Genomic DNA, 13,731 nt, shown 5'->3' with positions numbered 1-13,731 from the left:
AGCCGCCAGGCCGGGGCGTTTTTCTTTGTGGTTCCAGCCTGGGCCCGCGCTACACTTTCCGCACAACAATTCGCCGCGACAGCGGCACACAATGGGTGGAAGACAAATGAAGCAGCGATTCCCGCGCAGCCGCGCGATGCTGGGCCTGTGCCTCGCGCTGGCCGCCGGCCTGGCGCAAGCCAACGAAGCCGACGGCGTGAAGATCGGCGTCCTCACCGACATGGCGGGCGTCACCGCCGACGCCACCGGCAAGGGTTCGGTCGAAGCCGCCCGCCTGGCCATCGAGGAAATGGGCGGCACCCTGCTGGGCAAGCCCATCTCGCTGGTCTCGGGCGACCATCAGCACCGGCCCGACATCGGCAGCAGCATGGCGCGCAAGTGGTACGACACGGACGGCGTGGACGTGATCGTGGACGTGCCCAACTCGTCGGTCGCGCTGGCGGTGCAGGGCATCGCGCGCGACAAGAAAAAGCTGGTGCTGTTCTCCAGCCCTGGCACCACGGCACTGACCCAGGCACAGTGCTCGCCCTACGGCGTGCAATGGACCTACACCACCTATGCGCTGTCGCGCGGCACGGCGACCGCGGTGGTCAACGAAGGCAACAAGCGCTGGTTCATCCTGGCCTCCGACTATGCGTTCGGCAAGCAGCTGGCGGCGGACACGGAAACCGTGGTCAAGGCAAACGGCGGCGAGGTGGTGGGCACCGTCTACCACCCGCTGAACGCATCGGATTTCGCGTCCTTCCTGTTGCAGGCGCAAGCCTCCAAGGCGCAGATCATCGCCATCGCCAACGCGGGCGGCGACACCATATCGGCCATCAAGCAGGCCGCGGAATTCGGCATCGGCGGCGCGCAGCAGCTGGCGGCCATGCTGCTGCTGATCACCGACGTCCACAGCCTGGGCCTGCAGGCCGCGCAGAAGACCTACCTGACCGTTCCGTCCTACTGGGACATGAACGACGGCACCCGCGCCTTCGCCAAGAAGTTCGAGGCCCGCGTGGGACGTCCGCCCACCTTCCTGCAGGCCGGCGTCTACGGCTCGGTGCGCCATTACCTGCAAGCCGTGAAGGCCGCCGGCACGGTGGACGCCGATGCCGTCATGGCCAAGATGAAATCGCTGCCCATCGACGACCCCTTCAGCCTGAATGCGCGCATCCGCGAGGACGGCCTGGTGGTGCGTGACATGATGCTGGCGCAGGTGAAAACACCGGCGCAGTCCAAGGCGCCCTGGGACTACTACAACATCGTGCGCAATATCCCCGGCGCCACGCTGGCCTGGCCCTTGTCGGAAAGCCAGTGTCCGCTGGTCAAGCCATGACGCAGGCGGTGACCCTGGCCGACTTCGGCAGCTTCTACGCGGGCGGGCGGCAGGTGCGCATCGATGGCCTGCCGCAGCGCGATATCGCGTTCACGCAAAGCGCGTCGCTCGCCTACGACCCCAACGGCCTGTATCACTTCGAGCAGGCCTACGTGCAGTACTTCATCCCGGCGCGGCTGGCGCATCCATTGCCCATCGTGCTGCTGCATGGCGGCGGCATGACGGGCGCGATGTGGGAGCAGACCCCGGATGGCCGCCCGGGCTGGATGCAGCATTTCCTGCGTCAGGGCCATGCGGTGTACGTGGTCGACAACGTCGAACGCGGCCGGGCAGGGTGGGCGCCGTTCAAGGAGGTCTGGCCCGAGCCGCCCATCATCCGCAATGCCGAAGAAAGCTGGACGCTGTTCCGCTTCGGCCGCGCCGAAGACTACGCGGCGCGGCGCGCGTTCGACGGGCAACGTTTTCCGGTCGCCGCGTTCGACGACTTCATCCGCCACGCAGTGCCGCGCTGGCTGGGCAATAACGATGCGGCGCTACGGGGATTCTGCGCGGTGCTCGACCGCGTGGGACCGTGCCTGGTGATGGCGCACAGCCACGGCGGCGAAGTCGCCTACCGCGCGCTGCATGCGCGGCCGGACCTGGTGCGCGGCGTCATCGGCATCGAGCCCTCGGGTTTCTCGTCCGAGGTAACGGCACAGTCCGTGGCGGACAAGCCCTTTCTGTTCGTCTATGGCGACTACCTGGACGCGACGCCGCTATGGGAAAAGCTGTGCGCCAGCGGCCAGGCCTACGCCGATGAGCTGGCGCGCCAGGGCGCCCGCGTGGAAACCTGGCGTCTGGCCGACATGGGCATCGCCGGCAATTCGCACATGCCCATGATGGACGACAACAGCGACGACATCGCCGCGCGCATCGGCGCCTGGATACGCGGCGCGGCCGCCTGAGGCCGCCGCGCCGCAAGAGCGCTCAGCCCTGGACGGCCGCGGCCTTTTCCAGCGCCTGGGTCAGGTCGGCGATGATGTCGTCCGGCGATTCCAGGCCGATGTGCAGGCGCACCAGGGCATTGTCGCCTTCGCCCCAGTAGCGGTGCTTGGACAGGTCCTTGCCCGACACCAGCTGCACCAGGCTTTCGTAGCCGCCCCAGGAAAAGCCGATGCCAAAGAGCGCCAGTGAATCCACGAACACGCGCGCGGCCGCCGGCGACAGGCGCAGCTCGACGGACAACATGCCATTCGAGCCGGTGCAATCGCGCTGCCACAGCGCATGGCCCGGATCCTGCGGCCAGGCCGGATGGAACAGGCGCACAGTCTCGGGACGGCTCTTGAAGAACTCGCACACCTGCAGGGCATGGCGCGCGTGCTGGGCCATGCGGATCGGCATGGTGCGTACGCCGCGCAAGGCCAGCCAGGCGTCGTCCGCGCTGATGGAATAGCCCATGGCGTACTGCGTGCGGTTGAGCTTGCGGGCAATCTGTTCGTCATTGGTGACGACGGCGCCCAGCATCAGGTCGGAGTGCCCGCCCACGTACTTGGTGCCGGCGATGACGGACACTTGCGCGCCCAGCGTCAGCGGACGGTAGATGTAGCCCGAACCCCAGGTGTTGTCAGTCGCCAGCACCAGGCCGCGGCTCTGCGCGAATGCAGCCATGGCGCCCATGTCCAGCATTTCGAACAGCAGGGATCCGGGCGATTCCACGTACAGCAGCTTGGTGTTCGGACGCACCAGCTCTTCCAGGTCTTCGCCGGCCGCGAAGTAGGTGATCTCGATGTTCATGCGCTTGAGCACCGCGTCGTCCAGTTCGCGCATCGGACCATAGACGCAGTCCGAGATCAGCGCATGGTCGCCGGCCGAGCACAGGGCCATCATGACCATGGTCATCGCCGACAGGCCCGAGGACGCCAGGTAGCAGTGCGTGCCGCCTTCGAGCTGGGTGAAGACCTCTTCCAGCGCCGCATGCGTGTCCATGCCCATGCGCCCGTAGGTGGAGGCGCGGCCGCCTGCCGCCTTGCTGCGCTGGGCTTGCTCCAGCGCGGCGAGGTTCTCGAAGCGTACCGTGCTGGCCCGCATCGGCGGCAGGGGCACCGGCGCCGTGCCGGTTTCGGGGTTGAACGGGGCGGTGCCTGCGTGCTGCAGAAGCGTATCGATGTGTTTGGTGGGCATCTTCAGTGGACTGCTTGCGTATGGACAGGGGCGGAATAAAAGCGATCAGGATGAACCATATCAGGCCAGGCGCAGCCTGTCCCTATTCGCCGATCCAGGTAATGGTTTCGGATTGCGGTGCGCGGTTGGTGCGATAGCTGTTGGCCGGGTGCGCCGTGTCGGCGTAACCGAAGGAAATGCCGCAGACCACGCGGCGGTCCGCGGCGATGCCGAGTTCCTCGCGCAGCACTTCCGGGTACATGGCCAGGGATGCCTGGGCGACCGTGGCCACGCCGTTGGCCTGGGCCGCCAGCAGGAAATTGGCCACATAGCCGCCGCAATCCATGGCGCCGTATTCGCCCAGCGCCTCGTCGGTGGTGACGATGGCCACGTGCGGCGCATCGAACAGCTGGAAATTGCGCATTTCCTGGCGGCGATAGGCCTCGCGGTCGCCACGCGCCACGCCGACCGCGCCATATAGCTGGAAGCCTGATTCGCGCCGGCGGGCCAGGTACTCGCCCTGGTACTCGCGCGGAAATGGAAAATCCGGCGTGAAGCCAGACCGTTCCGCGCGGCGTTGCAGCGCGTCGCGCAGGCGTTCCGTACCCGTGCCTTCGGTGATCGTCACCTGCCAGGGCTGGCAGTTGCACCAGGAGGCGGCACGCTGCGCCAGGTCCAGGATGCGTTCGATGGTGCCGCGCGCGACCGGTGCGGGCAAGAAGGCGCGGCAGCTGTGGCGCGCATGCAGCCACGCTTCGAGCGCGGCATCGGGCCGCGCGTCTGCGTCCTGCAAGGGCTGCGGGGAATGCGGCATGGCGGTGGGGGGCATGGCGATTGTCTCTCCTGATCGGGTCGCACGCATCCCGCCAGGGACGCATGCGGCATGCATGATGGGCACGTCTTTCCCTTTATGATGCCACTTCCGGCCTTCCGAAGCCGGCCGAACCGTTCCAGGCGAACCCCATGCTGCCCATCGACACCCTGATCGCATTCTTCGGCATTGCCGTCCTGCTGGCCCTGACTCCAGGGCCGGACAACCTGTTCGTGCTGATGCAATCCGCCATCTGGGGCCGCAAGGCCGGCATGTACGTGGTGCTGGGGCTGTGCACCGGGCTGCTGGGGCATACCGCCGCCGTGGCCGTGGGGCTGGCCGCCGTGTTCGCCGCCTCGCCCATGGCCTTCACCGTGCTCAAGCTGGCGGGCGCCGCCTACCTGGCCTATCTGGCCTGGCAGATCCTGCGCGCGCCGGTCGAATCCGAGGACGGCAAACGCCCCGAACCCATGCAGCCCGGCGCGCTCTACCGCCGCGGCATCGTCATGAACCTGACCAATCCCAAGGTGCTGCTGTTCTTCTTCGCCTTCCTGCCGCAGTTCACCTCGCCGACGCTGGGTCCTATTGGTTTGCAGACCATGCAGCTGGGCGCGGTGTTCATGGTCGTCACCCTGCTGGTGTTCGGCGCCATCGCGTTCTTCTCGGGCGCGTTCGGCGAACTGCTGCAACGCTCGGTGACGGCCAAGCGCTGGCTGAACCGGATCGCCGCGCTGGTGTTCATCGGACTGGCCGTGCGGCTGGCGACGGCCACGCGTTGAACAGGCGGCGGGAACCATGCCTTTATGGCATTTGCATATGTGAAACTGGACGTTTGCAGACCCGCGCCGACAGTCCAAGATGCCGCATCGCCCCGGGACAGGCATAGGCATGGATTCCAATAGCCACCTCTTGCGGCGCAAGGAGAGTGGCCATGAATCAAAACAAACATTTGCACTGGAAACCCGCCACCCAAGCGCTGGCGGCGGCTGCCACACGCATCGGATTGCTTGCCGCCGCGCTGGCCATCCTGCCCTTGTCCGCGAGCGCTCAAACCGACTATCCATCCAGGCCCTTGCATCTGATCGTGCCTTACCAGGTCGGCGGGCAGGTCGACACCATCGCACGCTCGGTTGCCGAAGGCTTGGGCAAACGGCTCGGCCAGCCCGTGCTCGTGGAGAACAAGCCTGGCGCAAGCGGCATCATCGCGACCAATTACGTCGCCAAATCAACCCCTGACGGCTACACCCTGCTGTTGACGCTGGCCGCCCCAATCACCGCCAACCTGGTGCTCTACAAGAAGCTGCCATACGATCCGCGTACCGAGTTGCGGCCGATCTCCGATATTGCCAAGGGTACCGGAGTGATCGTGATCAACAGTGCGCTACCCGTGAGAAACATCGATGAGCTGATAGCGTATGCAAGAAAGGAACCTGGCGCGATCCGAATGGGATCGTGGGGACCAGGCTCCACGCCGCACGTCATTCAGCACTACATGAACAAGACTTACGGCATCGACATCCTGAACGTGCCCTACAAGGGCGAACTGCCGATCATGACGGCGTTGCTTGGCGGCCAGATCGATATTGCCCTGGCCTCCGTGTTCACCCTCAAGCAGCCCCTCGCCACCGGCAAGATACGGGCCCTCGCAGTACTTGGCAGCAAGCGCGTCGGCAGCCTGCCGGACGTCCCAAGCATGGCCGAGTCGGGCTACGACGATGAGGCTTACCGGGCGGTTACGCCGACGACGCTGCTTGCGCCCGCCCAAACGCCCGCGGCTATCGTCGAGCGCCTGGGTCGCGAGATCAGCGCCACGGTGCAGAGCCCCGAGGTCCGCGACAGGCTGCTCGCGATGGACCTGGAACCGATCGGGAACCTGCCCCACGAAGCCGTGGCCGAGTACCAGACCTATCTCCCGATCATCCTCAAGCTACAAGCCGACACAGGCGTGACGCTGGACTGATCCTCGGCGCAGGACCGACGCCGTACTCAGGCGGCCGAAAACCGCACGATGCCATCCGCGCCCAGCGCACGCTTGAGCTTGCCTTCGAAATACAGCGCGTGCAGGTGCGCCAGCGCCTCGCCCATGGCGAAGGTCAGCTGGTGCAGATCCAGCTTGCGCTTGAACAGCACCGGCACGATGTCCGTGGTCGATTGCGGCTGGACCGCACAGGCTTCCAGCACTTCCGCCAGGCGGTCGCGGTGGTGTTCGTGCTGTTGCGCGATGCGCTCGTGCAGGCCCTTGAAAGGCCGGCCATGCGAAGGCAGCACCAGCGTGTCCTCGGGCAGATCGGCGTAGCCGTCCAGCGAACGCAAGTACAGAGGCAGGGGATTGGCGTCGGGCTCGTAGTCGAACACGCTGACGTTGGTGGAAATGCGCGGCAGCACCATGTCGCCGGAAATCAGCACGCGCAGGTCCGGGGAAAACAGCGAGGCGTGCTCGGGCGCATGTCCGTAGCCCACGATGACGCGCCAGTCGTGCCCGCCGATGCGCACCTGATCGCCATGCAGGATGCGCGTGTAGCGCGCGGGCACCGCCGGCACCAGGTTGGGGTAGTAATTGGCGCGCTGACGGATCTGCTCTTGCGCGTCCGGGTCGGTCAGGCCGTGGCGCGCGAAGTGGTCCACCGCCGATTGGCCGCCGGGACCGCCGCCTGCTTCGCCGCGGCGCGAGGACCACAGCGAGGCCACCATGAAGTCCGTCATCGTCATCCACAGGGGCGCGTTCCAGCGTTCGCACAGCCAATGCGCCAGGCCGATATGGTCGGGGTGCATGTGGGTGACGATCACGCGCAGCACCGGCAGTCCTTCCAGTTCGGTCTCGAACACGCGTTCCCACAACGTCTTCACTTCATCGCGCGTGATGCCGCAATCGACGATGGTCCAGCCGTCGCGGCCGTCGATGTTGTCGCGCAGCAGCCAGAGGTTGATATGATCCAGCGCGAACGGCAGCGGCATCCTGATCCACTTGACCCCCTCCGCCACCACGTGCGAACGGCCGGCATCGGGCTGGAAATCGGCCCAGGGATACTGCAGTTTCTGCTCATTCGGGTTCATTGCCTCTCCTCCACGCTTGACGATCGGGTCAAGTCATCATAATTTACGTTTACGTAAACTGCCATATCTCGCATGTCCCCGTCAACCTGGACTATCTCAGAGCTCTCCCGCGAGTTCGACGTCACGCCCCGCACGATCCGCTTCTACGAAGACCAGGGGATCGTCAGCCCGGCGCGCGAAGGGCGCAACCGCATCTTCGGGCCGCGCGACCGCACGCGCTTGAAGCTGGCCCTGCGCGGCAAGCGCCTGGGCCTGCAATTGTCCGAGATTCTGACCCTGATCGACATGTACGACGGTCCGGGCGATACCGAGGTCCAGCTGCGCCAGTACCTGAGCGTGCTGGAACAGCATCGCGCCATGCTGGAACAACAGCGCCGCGACATCGAGGATACCCTGCGCGAGATCGCGCAGCAGGAACAGCAATGCCGCGAGCTGCTCGCGCAGAAGCCCTAGGGGCGCGCGCATGGGCGCCCTGCAAACCCTCGCGCTGTTCATCCTGACGGCGCTGGCCGAAATCGTCGGCTGCTATCTGCCGTATCTGTGGCTGCGCAAGGGCTATTCAATCTGGCTGCTCGCGCCGGCGGCGGCCAGCCTGGCGCTGTTCGCCTGGCTGCTGACGCTGCATCCCACCGCTTCGGGCCGCGTGTACGCGGCATATGGCGGCGTCTATATCGGGATGGCCCTGTTGTGGCTGTGGGCCGTGGACGGCGTGCGACCCAGCGTCAGCGACTGGGTGGGCGTGGGCCTGTGCCTGGCCGGGATGCTGGTGATCATGTTCGGGCCGCGCGGCACATAGCCTGCGACGCCCCCCGCGAAACGTCCGCGGTCTTGGGGCGGTCAGAAAAAAAAGCGCGCGTACCCCACAGGGCCGCGCGCTTCTTGTTGGGAAAGGCTTATTCAGCCTTGATGTTGCCTTCCTTGATGACCCGCGCGTTGTTCTCGAATTCCGCCTGCACCTGCTTGGCGAAGGCCTCGCCCGTGGCGGTGCCTGGCTGCAGGTAGGACTTGGCCAGCAGGTCCTGGAATTCGGCGCTGGCCACAGCCTTGGCCAAGGCGGCCTGCAGCGGCTGCGCGACGGCCGGCGGCAGCTTGGCGGGCGCGAACACGCCGAAGTTCGAGTAGTACTGCGCCTGCGGCATCTTCAGTTCCGCCATGGTGGGCACGTCCGGCCAGGCAGCCAGGCGCTCGGGCGCCATCACGGCCAGCGGCTTGAGCGCGCCGCTGGCGACGTGCGGCAACACCACGTCGCTGTTGACCACCAGCAATTCGACCACGCCGCCCAGACCGTCGGTCAGTGCCTGGCTGTTGCCGCGGTAAGGCACGTGCAGCATCTTGGTGCCGGTCTGCGCCGTGACGGCCGACATGCCGATGTGGGCCACGGTGCCCTGGCCCGGCGTGCCGTAGCGCACGCCGTCCGGATGCGATTTGGCGTAGTCGATCAGGCCGGCGAAGTCCTTCACCGGCAGCGCCTTGGTGGCAACGATGGCGACGGGCGCGACGGCCACGCTGGCCACCGGCGTCAGGTCCTTCATCGGGTCATAGTTGGTCTTGGCCAGATGCGGGAAGATCGTCAGCGGGCTGGTGGAAGCCAACAGCAGAGTGGTGCCGTCAGGCTGCGCGCGCGCCACGAAGTCGGTGCCCACGGAGGCGCCCGCGCCCGGCTTGTTCTCGACGATGACGGTTACGTTGCTTTCCTTGCGCAGGACGTCGCCCAGGCGGCGTCCGATCGCGTCGGCGCTCCCGCCCGCGGTGTAGGGCACGACCAGCGTCACGGGCTTGGCCGGCCAGCTCTGCGCCATTGCGCCGCTGGCCATGATTGCCAAGGCCGCCCCCGCGGCCTTGATCAGCAAAGTCTTCTTTTTCATATCGTCCTAGTAATGTTGCGTGGCACTGCGTCAGATAAAACGAAAAGCGTGAAGCCCATCAGGCCAGGTAGCGTTGCGCCAGGCGTACCCAGTACGACGCGCCAGCCGGAATCAGGGAATCATTGAAGTCATAGCTGGCGTTGTGCAGCATGCAGGGACCCAGGCCGTGGCCGGCCATGCGGTGCTCGCCGTCGCCGTTGCCCAGGAACACGTAGCAGCCGGGCTTTTCCTGCAGCAGGAAGGCGAAGTCCTCCGAGGCCATGGCCGGTTCGATCACCATTGCCTTGTCCTCGCCCACGACCTCGCGCATGACTTCCATGCAGAACTCGGTTTCGGCCACGGTGTTCACCAGCGCCGGGTAGCGGCGCTCGAAGAACACGTCGGCCTCGCAGCCATGCGCGGCCGCGATATTGCCGGCGATCTCATTCATGCGGCGCTCTATCAGATCGACCACGTCGGTGCTGTAGGCCCGTACCGAGCCACCCAGCCAGGCGCTATTCGGAATGACGTTGATGACGCTGCCGCCGGCCTGCACCTGCGTGATCGACAGCACGGCGGCGTCCAGCGGACGCTTGCTGCGCGTGAGGATGGTCTGCAGCGACTGGCCGATGGCGAACAGCGCTGGCACCGGATCGCTGCAGTCCTGCGGCGCCGCCGCATGGCCGCCCTTGCCGCGCACGGTGATCTTGAAGCCGTTGGCGGCCGCCATCATCGGGCCGGAACAGACGCCGATGGATCCGGCGGGCAGCCCCGGCCAGTTGTGCAGGCCGAACACGGCCTCGCAGGGGAAGCGCTCGAACAGGCCGTCCTGGATCATGGCCCGGCCGCCCGCGCCGCCTTCCTCGGCCGGCTGGAAGCACAGGTACACGGTGCCGTCGAAGCCGCCTTCGGCCTGCAGGTGGCGCGCGGCGGCCAGCAGCATGGCGGTGTGGCCGTCATGGCCGCAGCCGTGCATCTTGCCGTCGTGGCGCGAGCGGTGCTCGAACTGGTTTTCCTCCTGCATGGGCAGGGCGTCCATGTCGGCGCGCAGCATGATGGCGCGATCCGACGTGCCGCGCTTGATCACGCCGACCACGCCGGTCTTGGCGATGCCCGTGTGGGTCTCGATGCCCCAGCCGCGCAGCGTGTCCGCCACCACCTTGGCCGTGCGGTGCTCTTCGTAGCAAAGCTCCGGATGCATGTGGATGTCGCGCCGCAGCGCCACAATTTCGTCCAGGTTGGATAGTTCGAGCACGGCAGACTCCATCGCAGTGATTCAGGATTCAAGGATCGGCTGGCATCTTACTCAGCGCAACTCCCTGGCTAACCCGCAATTACCTAGGGATTACCCGACTCCACTTTACGTTTACGTAAACGTAATATTTGCAGTGCATCATTGCGCAGCGATGGCCGATCGGCGCATCATGAGCCACGCGCGGCAATCCGGCGCCGGAAACAGGCGCCCAAAAAATAGTAAGTACCTACTATCACGGAGACAGCGATGAACCTTCCCGGCCTGAACTTCGACCTGGGCGAAGATCTGGACATGCTGCGCGACGCGGTGCGCAATTTTGCGCAGGCCGAGATCGCGCCGCGCGCCGCTGAAGTGGACCGCAGCGACCAGTTCCCCATGGATCTCTGGCGCAAATTCGGCGAACTCGGCGTGCTGGGCATGACGGCCGACGAGGAATACGGCGGCGCAAAAATGGGCTATCTGGCCCACATGATCGTGATGGAGGAAATCTCCCGCGCCAGCGCGTCGGTCGGCCTGTCCTACGGCGCGCACTCCAATCTGTGCGTGAACCAGATCAACCGCAACGGCACCCCCGCCCAAAAGGCCAAATACCTGCCCAAGCTGATTTCCGGCGAACACGTGGGCGCCCTGGCCATGAGCGAGCCGGGCGCCGGTTCCGACGTGGTCAGCATGAAGCTGCGCGCCGACAAGAAGGGCGACCGCTACGTGCTGAACGGCACCAAGATGTGGATCACCAACGGCCCGGACGCCGACACCCTGGTGGTCTACGCCAAGACCGACCCCGAAGCCCACCAGCGCGGCATCACCGCCTTCCTGGTGGAAAAGGGCTTCAAGGGCTTTTCCGTCGCGCAGAAGCTGGACAAGCTGGGCATGCGCGGCAGCCACACCGGCGAACTGGTGTTCCAGGACTGCGAAATCCCCGAAGAAAACGTGCTGGGCCAGGTCAACGGCGGCGTCAAGGTGCTGATGAGCGGCCTGGACTACGAACGCGCCGTGCTGTCCGGCGGCCCGGTCGGCATCATGCAGGCCGTGATGGACGTGGTCGTCCCCTATATCCATGACCGCAAGCAGTTTGGCCAGGCCATCGGCGAATTCCAGCTGATCCAGGGCAAGGTCGCGGACCTGTACACCACCCTGCAGGCCAGCCGCGCATTCTGCTACCAGGTCGGCAAGAACCTGGACCGCCTGGGCGCCGAGCACGTGCGCCAGGTGCGCAAGGACTGCGCCGCGCTGATCCTGTACACCGCCGAAAAGGCCACCTGGATGGCGGGCGAGGGCGTGCAGATCCTGGGCGGCAACGGCTACATCAACGAGTACCCGGTGGGCCGCCTGTGGCGCGACGCCAAGCTGTATGAGATCGGCGCCGGCACCAGCGAAATCCGCCGCATGCTGATCGGCCGCGAACTCTTCAACGAAACCGCCTGAGGGACGCCGCCATGATCCGCATGTCCGACGTCCAGCACATCGAGCAGGCGCCCGCTCCGGGCCCCTCGCCGCTGGACGTCGCGCGGCTGATCCTGGCGGGTTTCGACCGCCATTACGCGCTGTTCCGCTACAGCGCCCAGCGCGCCAAGGCGCTGTTCGAATCCGGCGACTGGCACGGCATCCAGCGCCTGTCGCGCGAGCGCATCGAGTACTACGACATGCGGGTGCGCGAATGCGCCACCCAGCTGGAAGGCGTGCTGCGCGGCCGCCCGGAAGGCGCGGTGGGCGCCAACGGCAGCGCCGCGCCCAGCCTGAGCGACGAGCAGACCGCGTTCTGGCAACAGATCAAACAGGAATTCGTGGGCCTGCTGGGCGACCACCGCCAGCCCGAATGCGCCGAGACGTTTTTCAACTCGGTGTCCTGCCGCATCCTGCACCGCGATTATTTCCACAACGCCTTCCTGTTCGTCCGCCCGGCCATCGCCACCGACTACCTGGACAGCAGCATCCCGTCGTACCGGGTCTACTACCCCGCCACCGACGGGCTGGAAAAAAGCCTGATCCGCATGGTGGCGGACTTCGGCCTGGCGCTGCCCTTCGAAGACCTGCCGCGCGACACGCGGCTGCTGGCGCGCGCCGCGGTCAGGCAACTGCGCGCGATACTGCCGCGCGACGTAGGCCGCCGCATCGCCAGCGACTGCCAGATCCACGCGCTGGGCTCGCTGTTCTTCCGCAACAAGGGCGCCTACATCGTCGGCCGACTGATCAACCAGGGCACGGTGTATCCCTTTGCCGTGGCGCTGATGCGCAACCCGGCGGGCCAGGTCGTGCTGGACGCGCTGCTCTTGGGCGCGGACGACCTGAGCACGCTGTTCAGTTTCACCCGCGCCTACTTCCTGGTGGACATGGAAACGCCGGCCGCGGTGGTGAACTTCCTGTCCAGCCTGCTGCCGCGCAAGCCCAAGGCCGAGCTCTACACCATGATCGGCCTGCAAAAGCAGGGCAAGACGCTGTTCTACCGCGACTTCCTGCACCACCTGGCGCATTCGCGCGACGCCTTCGACATCGCCCCCGGCATCAAGGGCATGGTGATGTGCGTGTTCACGCTGCCGTCCTATCCCTATGTGTTCAAGCTGATCAAGGACCGCATCGACAAGGACGGCATGGACCATGCCACCGTGCGCCGCAAGTACCAGATGGTGAAGCTGCACGACCGCGTCGGCCGCATGGCCGACACCTGGGAATATTCACAGGTGGCGCTGCCGCGCGCGCGCTTCGCGCCGGCGCTGCTGGAAGAGTTGCGCCGGCTGGTGCCCAGCCTGATCGAGGAAACCGGCGACACGGTGGTCATCCGCCATGTCTACATCGAACGGCGCATGACGCCCTTGAACATCTATCTGCGCCAGGCCTCGGACGCGCTGCTGGACCCGGCCGTGCGCGAATACGGGGACGCCATCCGCCAACTGGCGGCGGCCAATATCTTCCCCGGCGACATGCTTTACAAGAACTTCGGCGTCACGCGCCTGGGCCGCGTCGTTTTCTACGATTACGACGAAATCCAGCGCATGACAGAAATGAATTTCCGGCGCATTCCGCCCGCCCCCAACGAAGAGGCGGAACTGGCGTCCGAACCCTGGTATGCCATCGGTCCGAATGATGTCTTCCCCGAAGAATTCGGACGCTTTCTGCTAGGCGACCCGCGCGTGCGCGGCGCCTTCATGCGTCACCATTCCGACCTGCTGGAACCGGAGTGGTGGCAGGCCTGCCGCGCCCATGTGGCGCAGGGCCGGATTGAAGAATTTTTCCCTTACGATACGGACAGACGCCTGCGTCCCGCGCCCCTTCCGGGCGAGCACGCGGCCTCGTAACCCCAGAGCTGTCCCGA

13 protein-coding genes are annotated in these 13,731 nt (G+C 66.0%); 8 read left to right on the top strand and 5 right to left on the bottom strand.

Annotated features, from left to right (window positions below; genetic code table 11):
• Nucleotides 1–106 precede the first annotated feature (106 nt).
• Both BRO63_RS32610 and BRO63_RS32605 read left to right on the top strand, forming a co-directional pair.
• Nucleotides 107–1,318, top strand: coding sequence for an ABC transporter substrate-binding protein (locus tag BRO63_RS32610; RefSeq protein ID WP_088143660.1), 1,212 nt, complete (start codon nt 107–109; stop codon nt 1,316–1,318).
• Nucleotides 1,315–2,262, top strand: a complete 948-nt coding sequence (locus BRO63_RS32605) for an alpha/beta fold hydrolase (protein ID WP_179215281.1) — start codon at nt 1,315–1,317, stop codon at nt 2,260–2,262. The genes BRO63_RS32610 and BRO63_RS32605 overlap by 4 nt, the downstream gene beginning before the upstream one ends.
• 22 nt (nt 2,263–2,284) lie before the next feature.
• Here the strand turns inward: BRO63_RS32605 and metC are convergent, their stop codons facing one another.
• Nucleotides 2,285–3,478: a cystathionine beta-lyase gene (gene metC, locus BRO63_RS32600; RefSeq protein ID WP_373557809.1), complete on the bottom strand. Its 1,194-nt coding sequence runs from the start codon at nt 3,476–3,478 to the stop codon at nt 2,285–2,287.
• 82 nt (nt 3,479–3,560) lie between these two features.
• Nucleotides 3,561–4,286, bottom strand: coding sequence for a nitroreductase (locus tag BRO63_RS32595; protein WP_088143657.1), 726 nt, complete (start codon nt 4,284–4,286; stop codon nt 3,561–3,563).
• A gap of 134 nt (nt 4,287–4,420) precedes the next feature.
• Between BRO63_RS32595 and BRO63_RS32590 the strand changes: the two genes are divergently transcribed.
• Nucleotides 4,421–5,047, top strand: coding sequence for a LysE family translocator (locus BRO63_RS32590; RefSeq protein ID WP_088143656.1), 627 nt, complete (start codon nt 4,421–4,423; stop codon nt 5,045–5,047).
• Between the two features lie 152 nt (nt 5,048–5,199).
• On the top strand, nt 5,200–6,228 hold the full coding sequence (locus tag BRO63_RS32585) for a Bug family tripartite tricarboxylate transporter substrate binding protein (RefSeq protein WP_088143655.1): 1,029 nt from the start codon (nt 5,200–5,202) through the stop codon (nt 6,226–6,228).
• A gap of 26 nt (nt 6,229–6,254) precedes the next feature.
• On the opposite strand, the gene BRO63_RS32580 is transcribed toward BRO63_RS32585, so the two are convergent.
• Nucleotides 6,255–7,322: an MBL fold metallo-hydrolase gene (locus tag BRO63_RS32580; RefSeq protein WP_088143654.1), complete on the bottom strand. Its 1,068-nt coding sequence runs from the start codon at nt 7,320–7,322 to the stop codon at nt 6,255–6,257.
• Nucleotides 7,323–7,394: 72 nt separating this feature from the next.
• On the opposite strand from BRO63_RS32580, the gene BRO63_RS32575 reads away from it, so the two are divergent.
• Entirely contained in the window at nt 7,395–7,775 is a 381-nt protein-coding gene (locus tag BRO63_RS32575) for a MerR family transcriptional regulator (protein ID WP_088143653.1), read from the top strand.
• Nucleotides 7,776–7,785: 10 nt separating this feature from the next.
• Nucleotides 7,786–8,118 (top strand): YnfA family protein, encoded by a 333-nt coding sequence (locus BRO63_RS32570; RefSeq protein ID WP_179215273.1) that lies wholly within the window; start codon nt 7,786–7,788, stop codon nt 8,116–8,118.
• A 97-nt stretch (nt 8,119–8,215) separates the two neighbouring features.
• Here the strand turns inward: BRO63_RS32570 and BRO63_RS32565 are convergent, their stop codons facing one another.
• Both BRO63_RS32565 and BRO63_RS32560 read right to left on the bottom strand, forming a co-directional pair.
• The gene (locus BRO63_RS32565) at nt 8,216–9,187 is read right to left on the bottom strand and encodes a Bug family tripartite tricarboxylate transporter substrate binding protein (RefSeq protein ID WP_088143652.1); all 972 of its coding nucleotides are present in this window, start codon (nt 9,185–9,187) and stop codon (nt 8,216–8,218) included.
• A 58-nt stretch (nt 9,188–9,245) separates the two neighbouring features.
• Nucleotides 9,246–10,421, bottom strand: a complete 1,176-nt coding sequence (locus BRO63_RS32560; RefSeq protein WP_088143849.1) for a M20 aminoacylase family protein — start codon at nt 10,419–10,421, stop codon at nt 9,246–9,248.
• A 246-nt stretch (nt 10,422–10,667) separates the two neighbouring features.
• On the opposite strand from BRO63_RS32560, the gene BRO63_RS32555 reads away from it, so the two are divergent.
• Both BRO63_RS32555 and aceK read left to right on the top strand, forming a co-directional pair.
• Nucleotides 10,668–11,846 (top strand): isovaleryl-CoA dehydrogenase, encoded by a 1,179-nt coding sequence (locus BRO63_RS32555; RefSeq protein ID WP_088143651.1) that lies wholly within the window; start codon nt 10,668–10,670, stop codon nt 11,844–11,846.
• An 11-nt stretch (nt 11,847–11,857) separates the two neighbouring features.
• Nucleotides 11,858–13,714, top strand: coding sequence for a bifunctional isocitrate dehydrogenase kinase/phosphatase (aceK, locus tag BRO63_RS32550; protein ID WP_088143650.1), 1,857 nt, complete (start codon nt 11,858–11,860; stop codon nt 13,712–13,714).
• Nucleotides 13,715–13,731 lie beyond the last annotated feature (17 nt).

It is taken from the genome of Achromobacter xylosoxidans (assembly GCF_002192695.1).
Lineage (GTDB): Bacteria > Pseudomonadota > Gammaproteobacteria > Burkholderiales > Burkholderiaceae_B > Achromobacter > Achromobacter xylosoxidans_C.
Note: the sequence above shows the minus strand (reverse complement) of the source record. Positions and strands in the feature narration are given on the sequence as shown.

Excerpts from the sequence above, each read along its gene's own strand:
- BRO63_RS32580 (WP_088143654.1), bottom strand. The coding sequence starts at position 7,322 with ATGAACCCGAATGAGCAGAAACTGCAGTATCCCTGGGCCGATTTCCAG.
- BRO63_RS32590 (WP_088143656.1), top strand. The coding sequence starts at position 4,421 with ATGCTGCCCATCGACACCCTGATCGCATTCTTCGGCATTGCCGTCCTG.
- BRO63_RS32570 (WP_179215273.1), top strand. The coding sequence starts at position 7,786 with ATGGGCGCCCTGCAAACCCTCGCGCTGTTCATCCTGACGGCGCTGGCC.
- BRO63_RS32575 (WP_088143653.1), top strand. The coding sequence starts at position 7,395 with ATGTCCCCGTCAACCTGGACTATCTCAGAGCTCTCCCGCGAGTTCGAC.
- BRO63_RS32565 (WP_088143652.1), bottom strand. The coding sequence starts at position 9,187 with ATGAAAAAGAAGACTTTGCTGATCAAGGCCGCGGGGGCGGCCTTGGCA.
- metC (WP_373557809.1), bottom strand. The coding sequence starts at position 3,478 with ATGCCCACCAAACACATCGATACGCTTCTGCAGCACGCAGGCACCGCC.
- BRO63_RS32585 (WP_088143655.1), top strand. The coding sequence starts at position 5,200 with ATGAATCAAAACAAACATTTGCACTGGAAACCCGCCACCCAAGCGCTG.
- BRO63_RS32605 (WP_179215281.1), top strand. The coding sequence starts at position 1,315 with ATGACGCAGGCGGTGACCCTGGCCGACTTCGGCAGCTTCTACGCGGGC.
- BRO63_RS32610 (WP_088143660.1), top strand. The coding sequence starts at position 107 with ATGAAGCAGCGATTCCCGCGCAGCCGCGCGATGCTGGGCCTGTGCCTC.
- BRO63_RS32555 (WP_088143651.1), top strand. The coding sequence starts at position 10,668 with ATGAACCTTCCCGGCCTGAACTTCGACCTGGGCGAAGATCTGGACATG.
- BRO63_RS32595 (WP_088143657.1), bottom strand. The coding sequence starts at position 4,286 with ATGCCCCCCACCGCCATGCCGCATTCCCCGCAGCCCTTGCAGGACGCA.
- aceK (WP_088143650.1), top strand. The coding sequence starts at position 11,858 with ATGATCCGCATGTCCGACGTCCAGCACATCGAGCAGGCGCCCGCTCCG.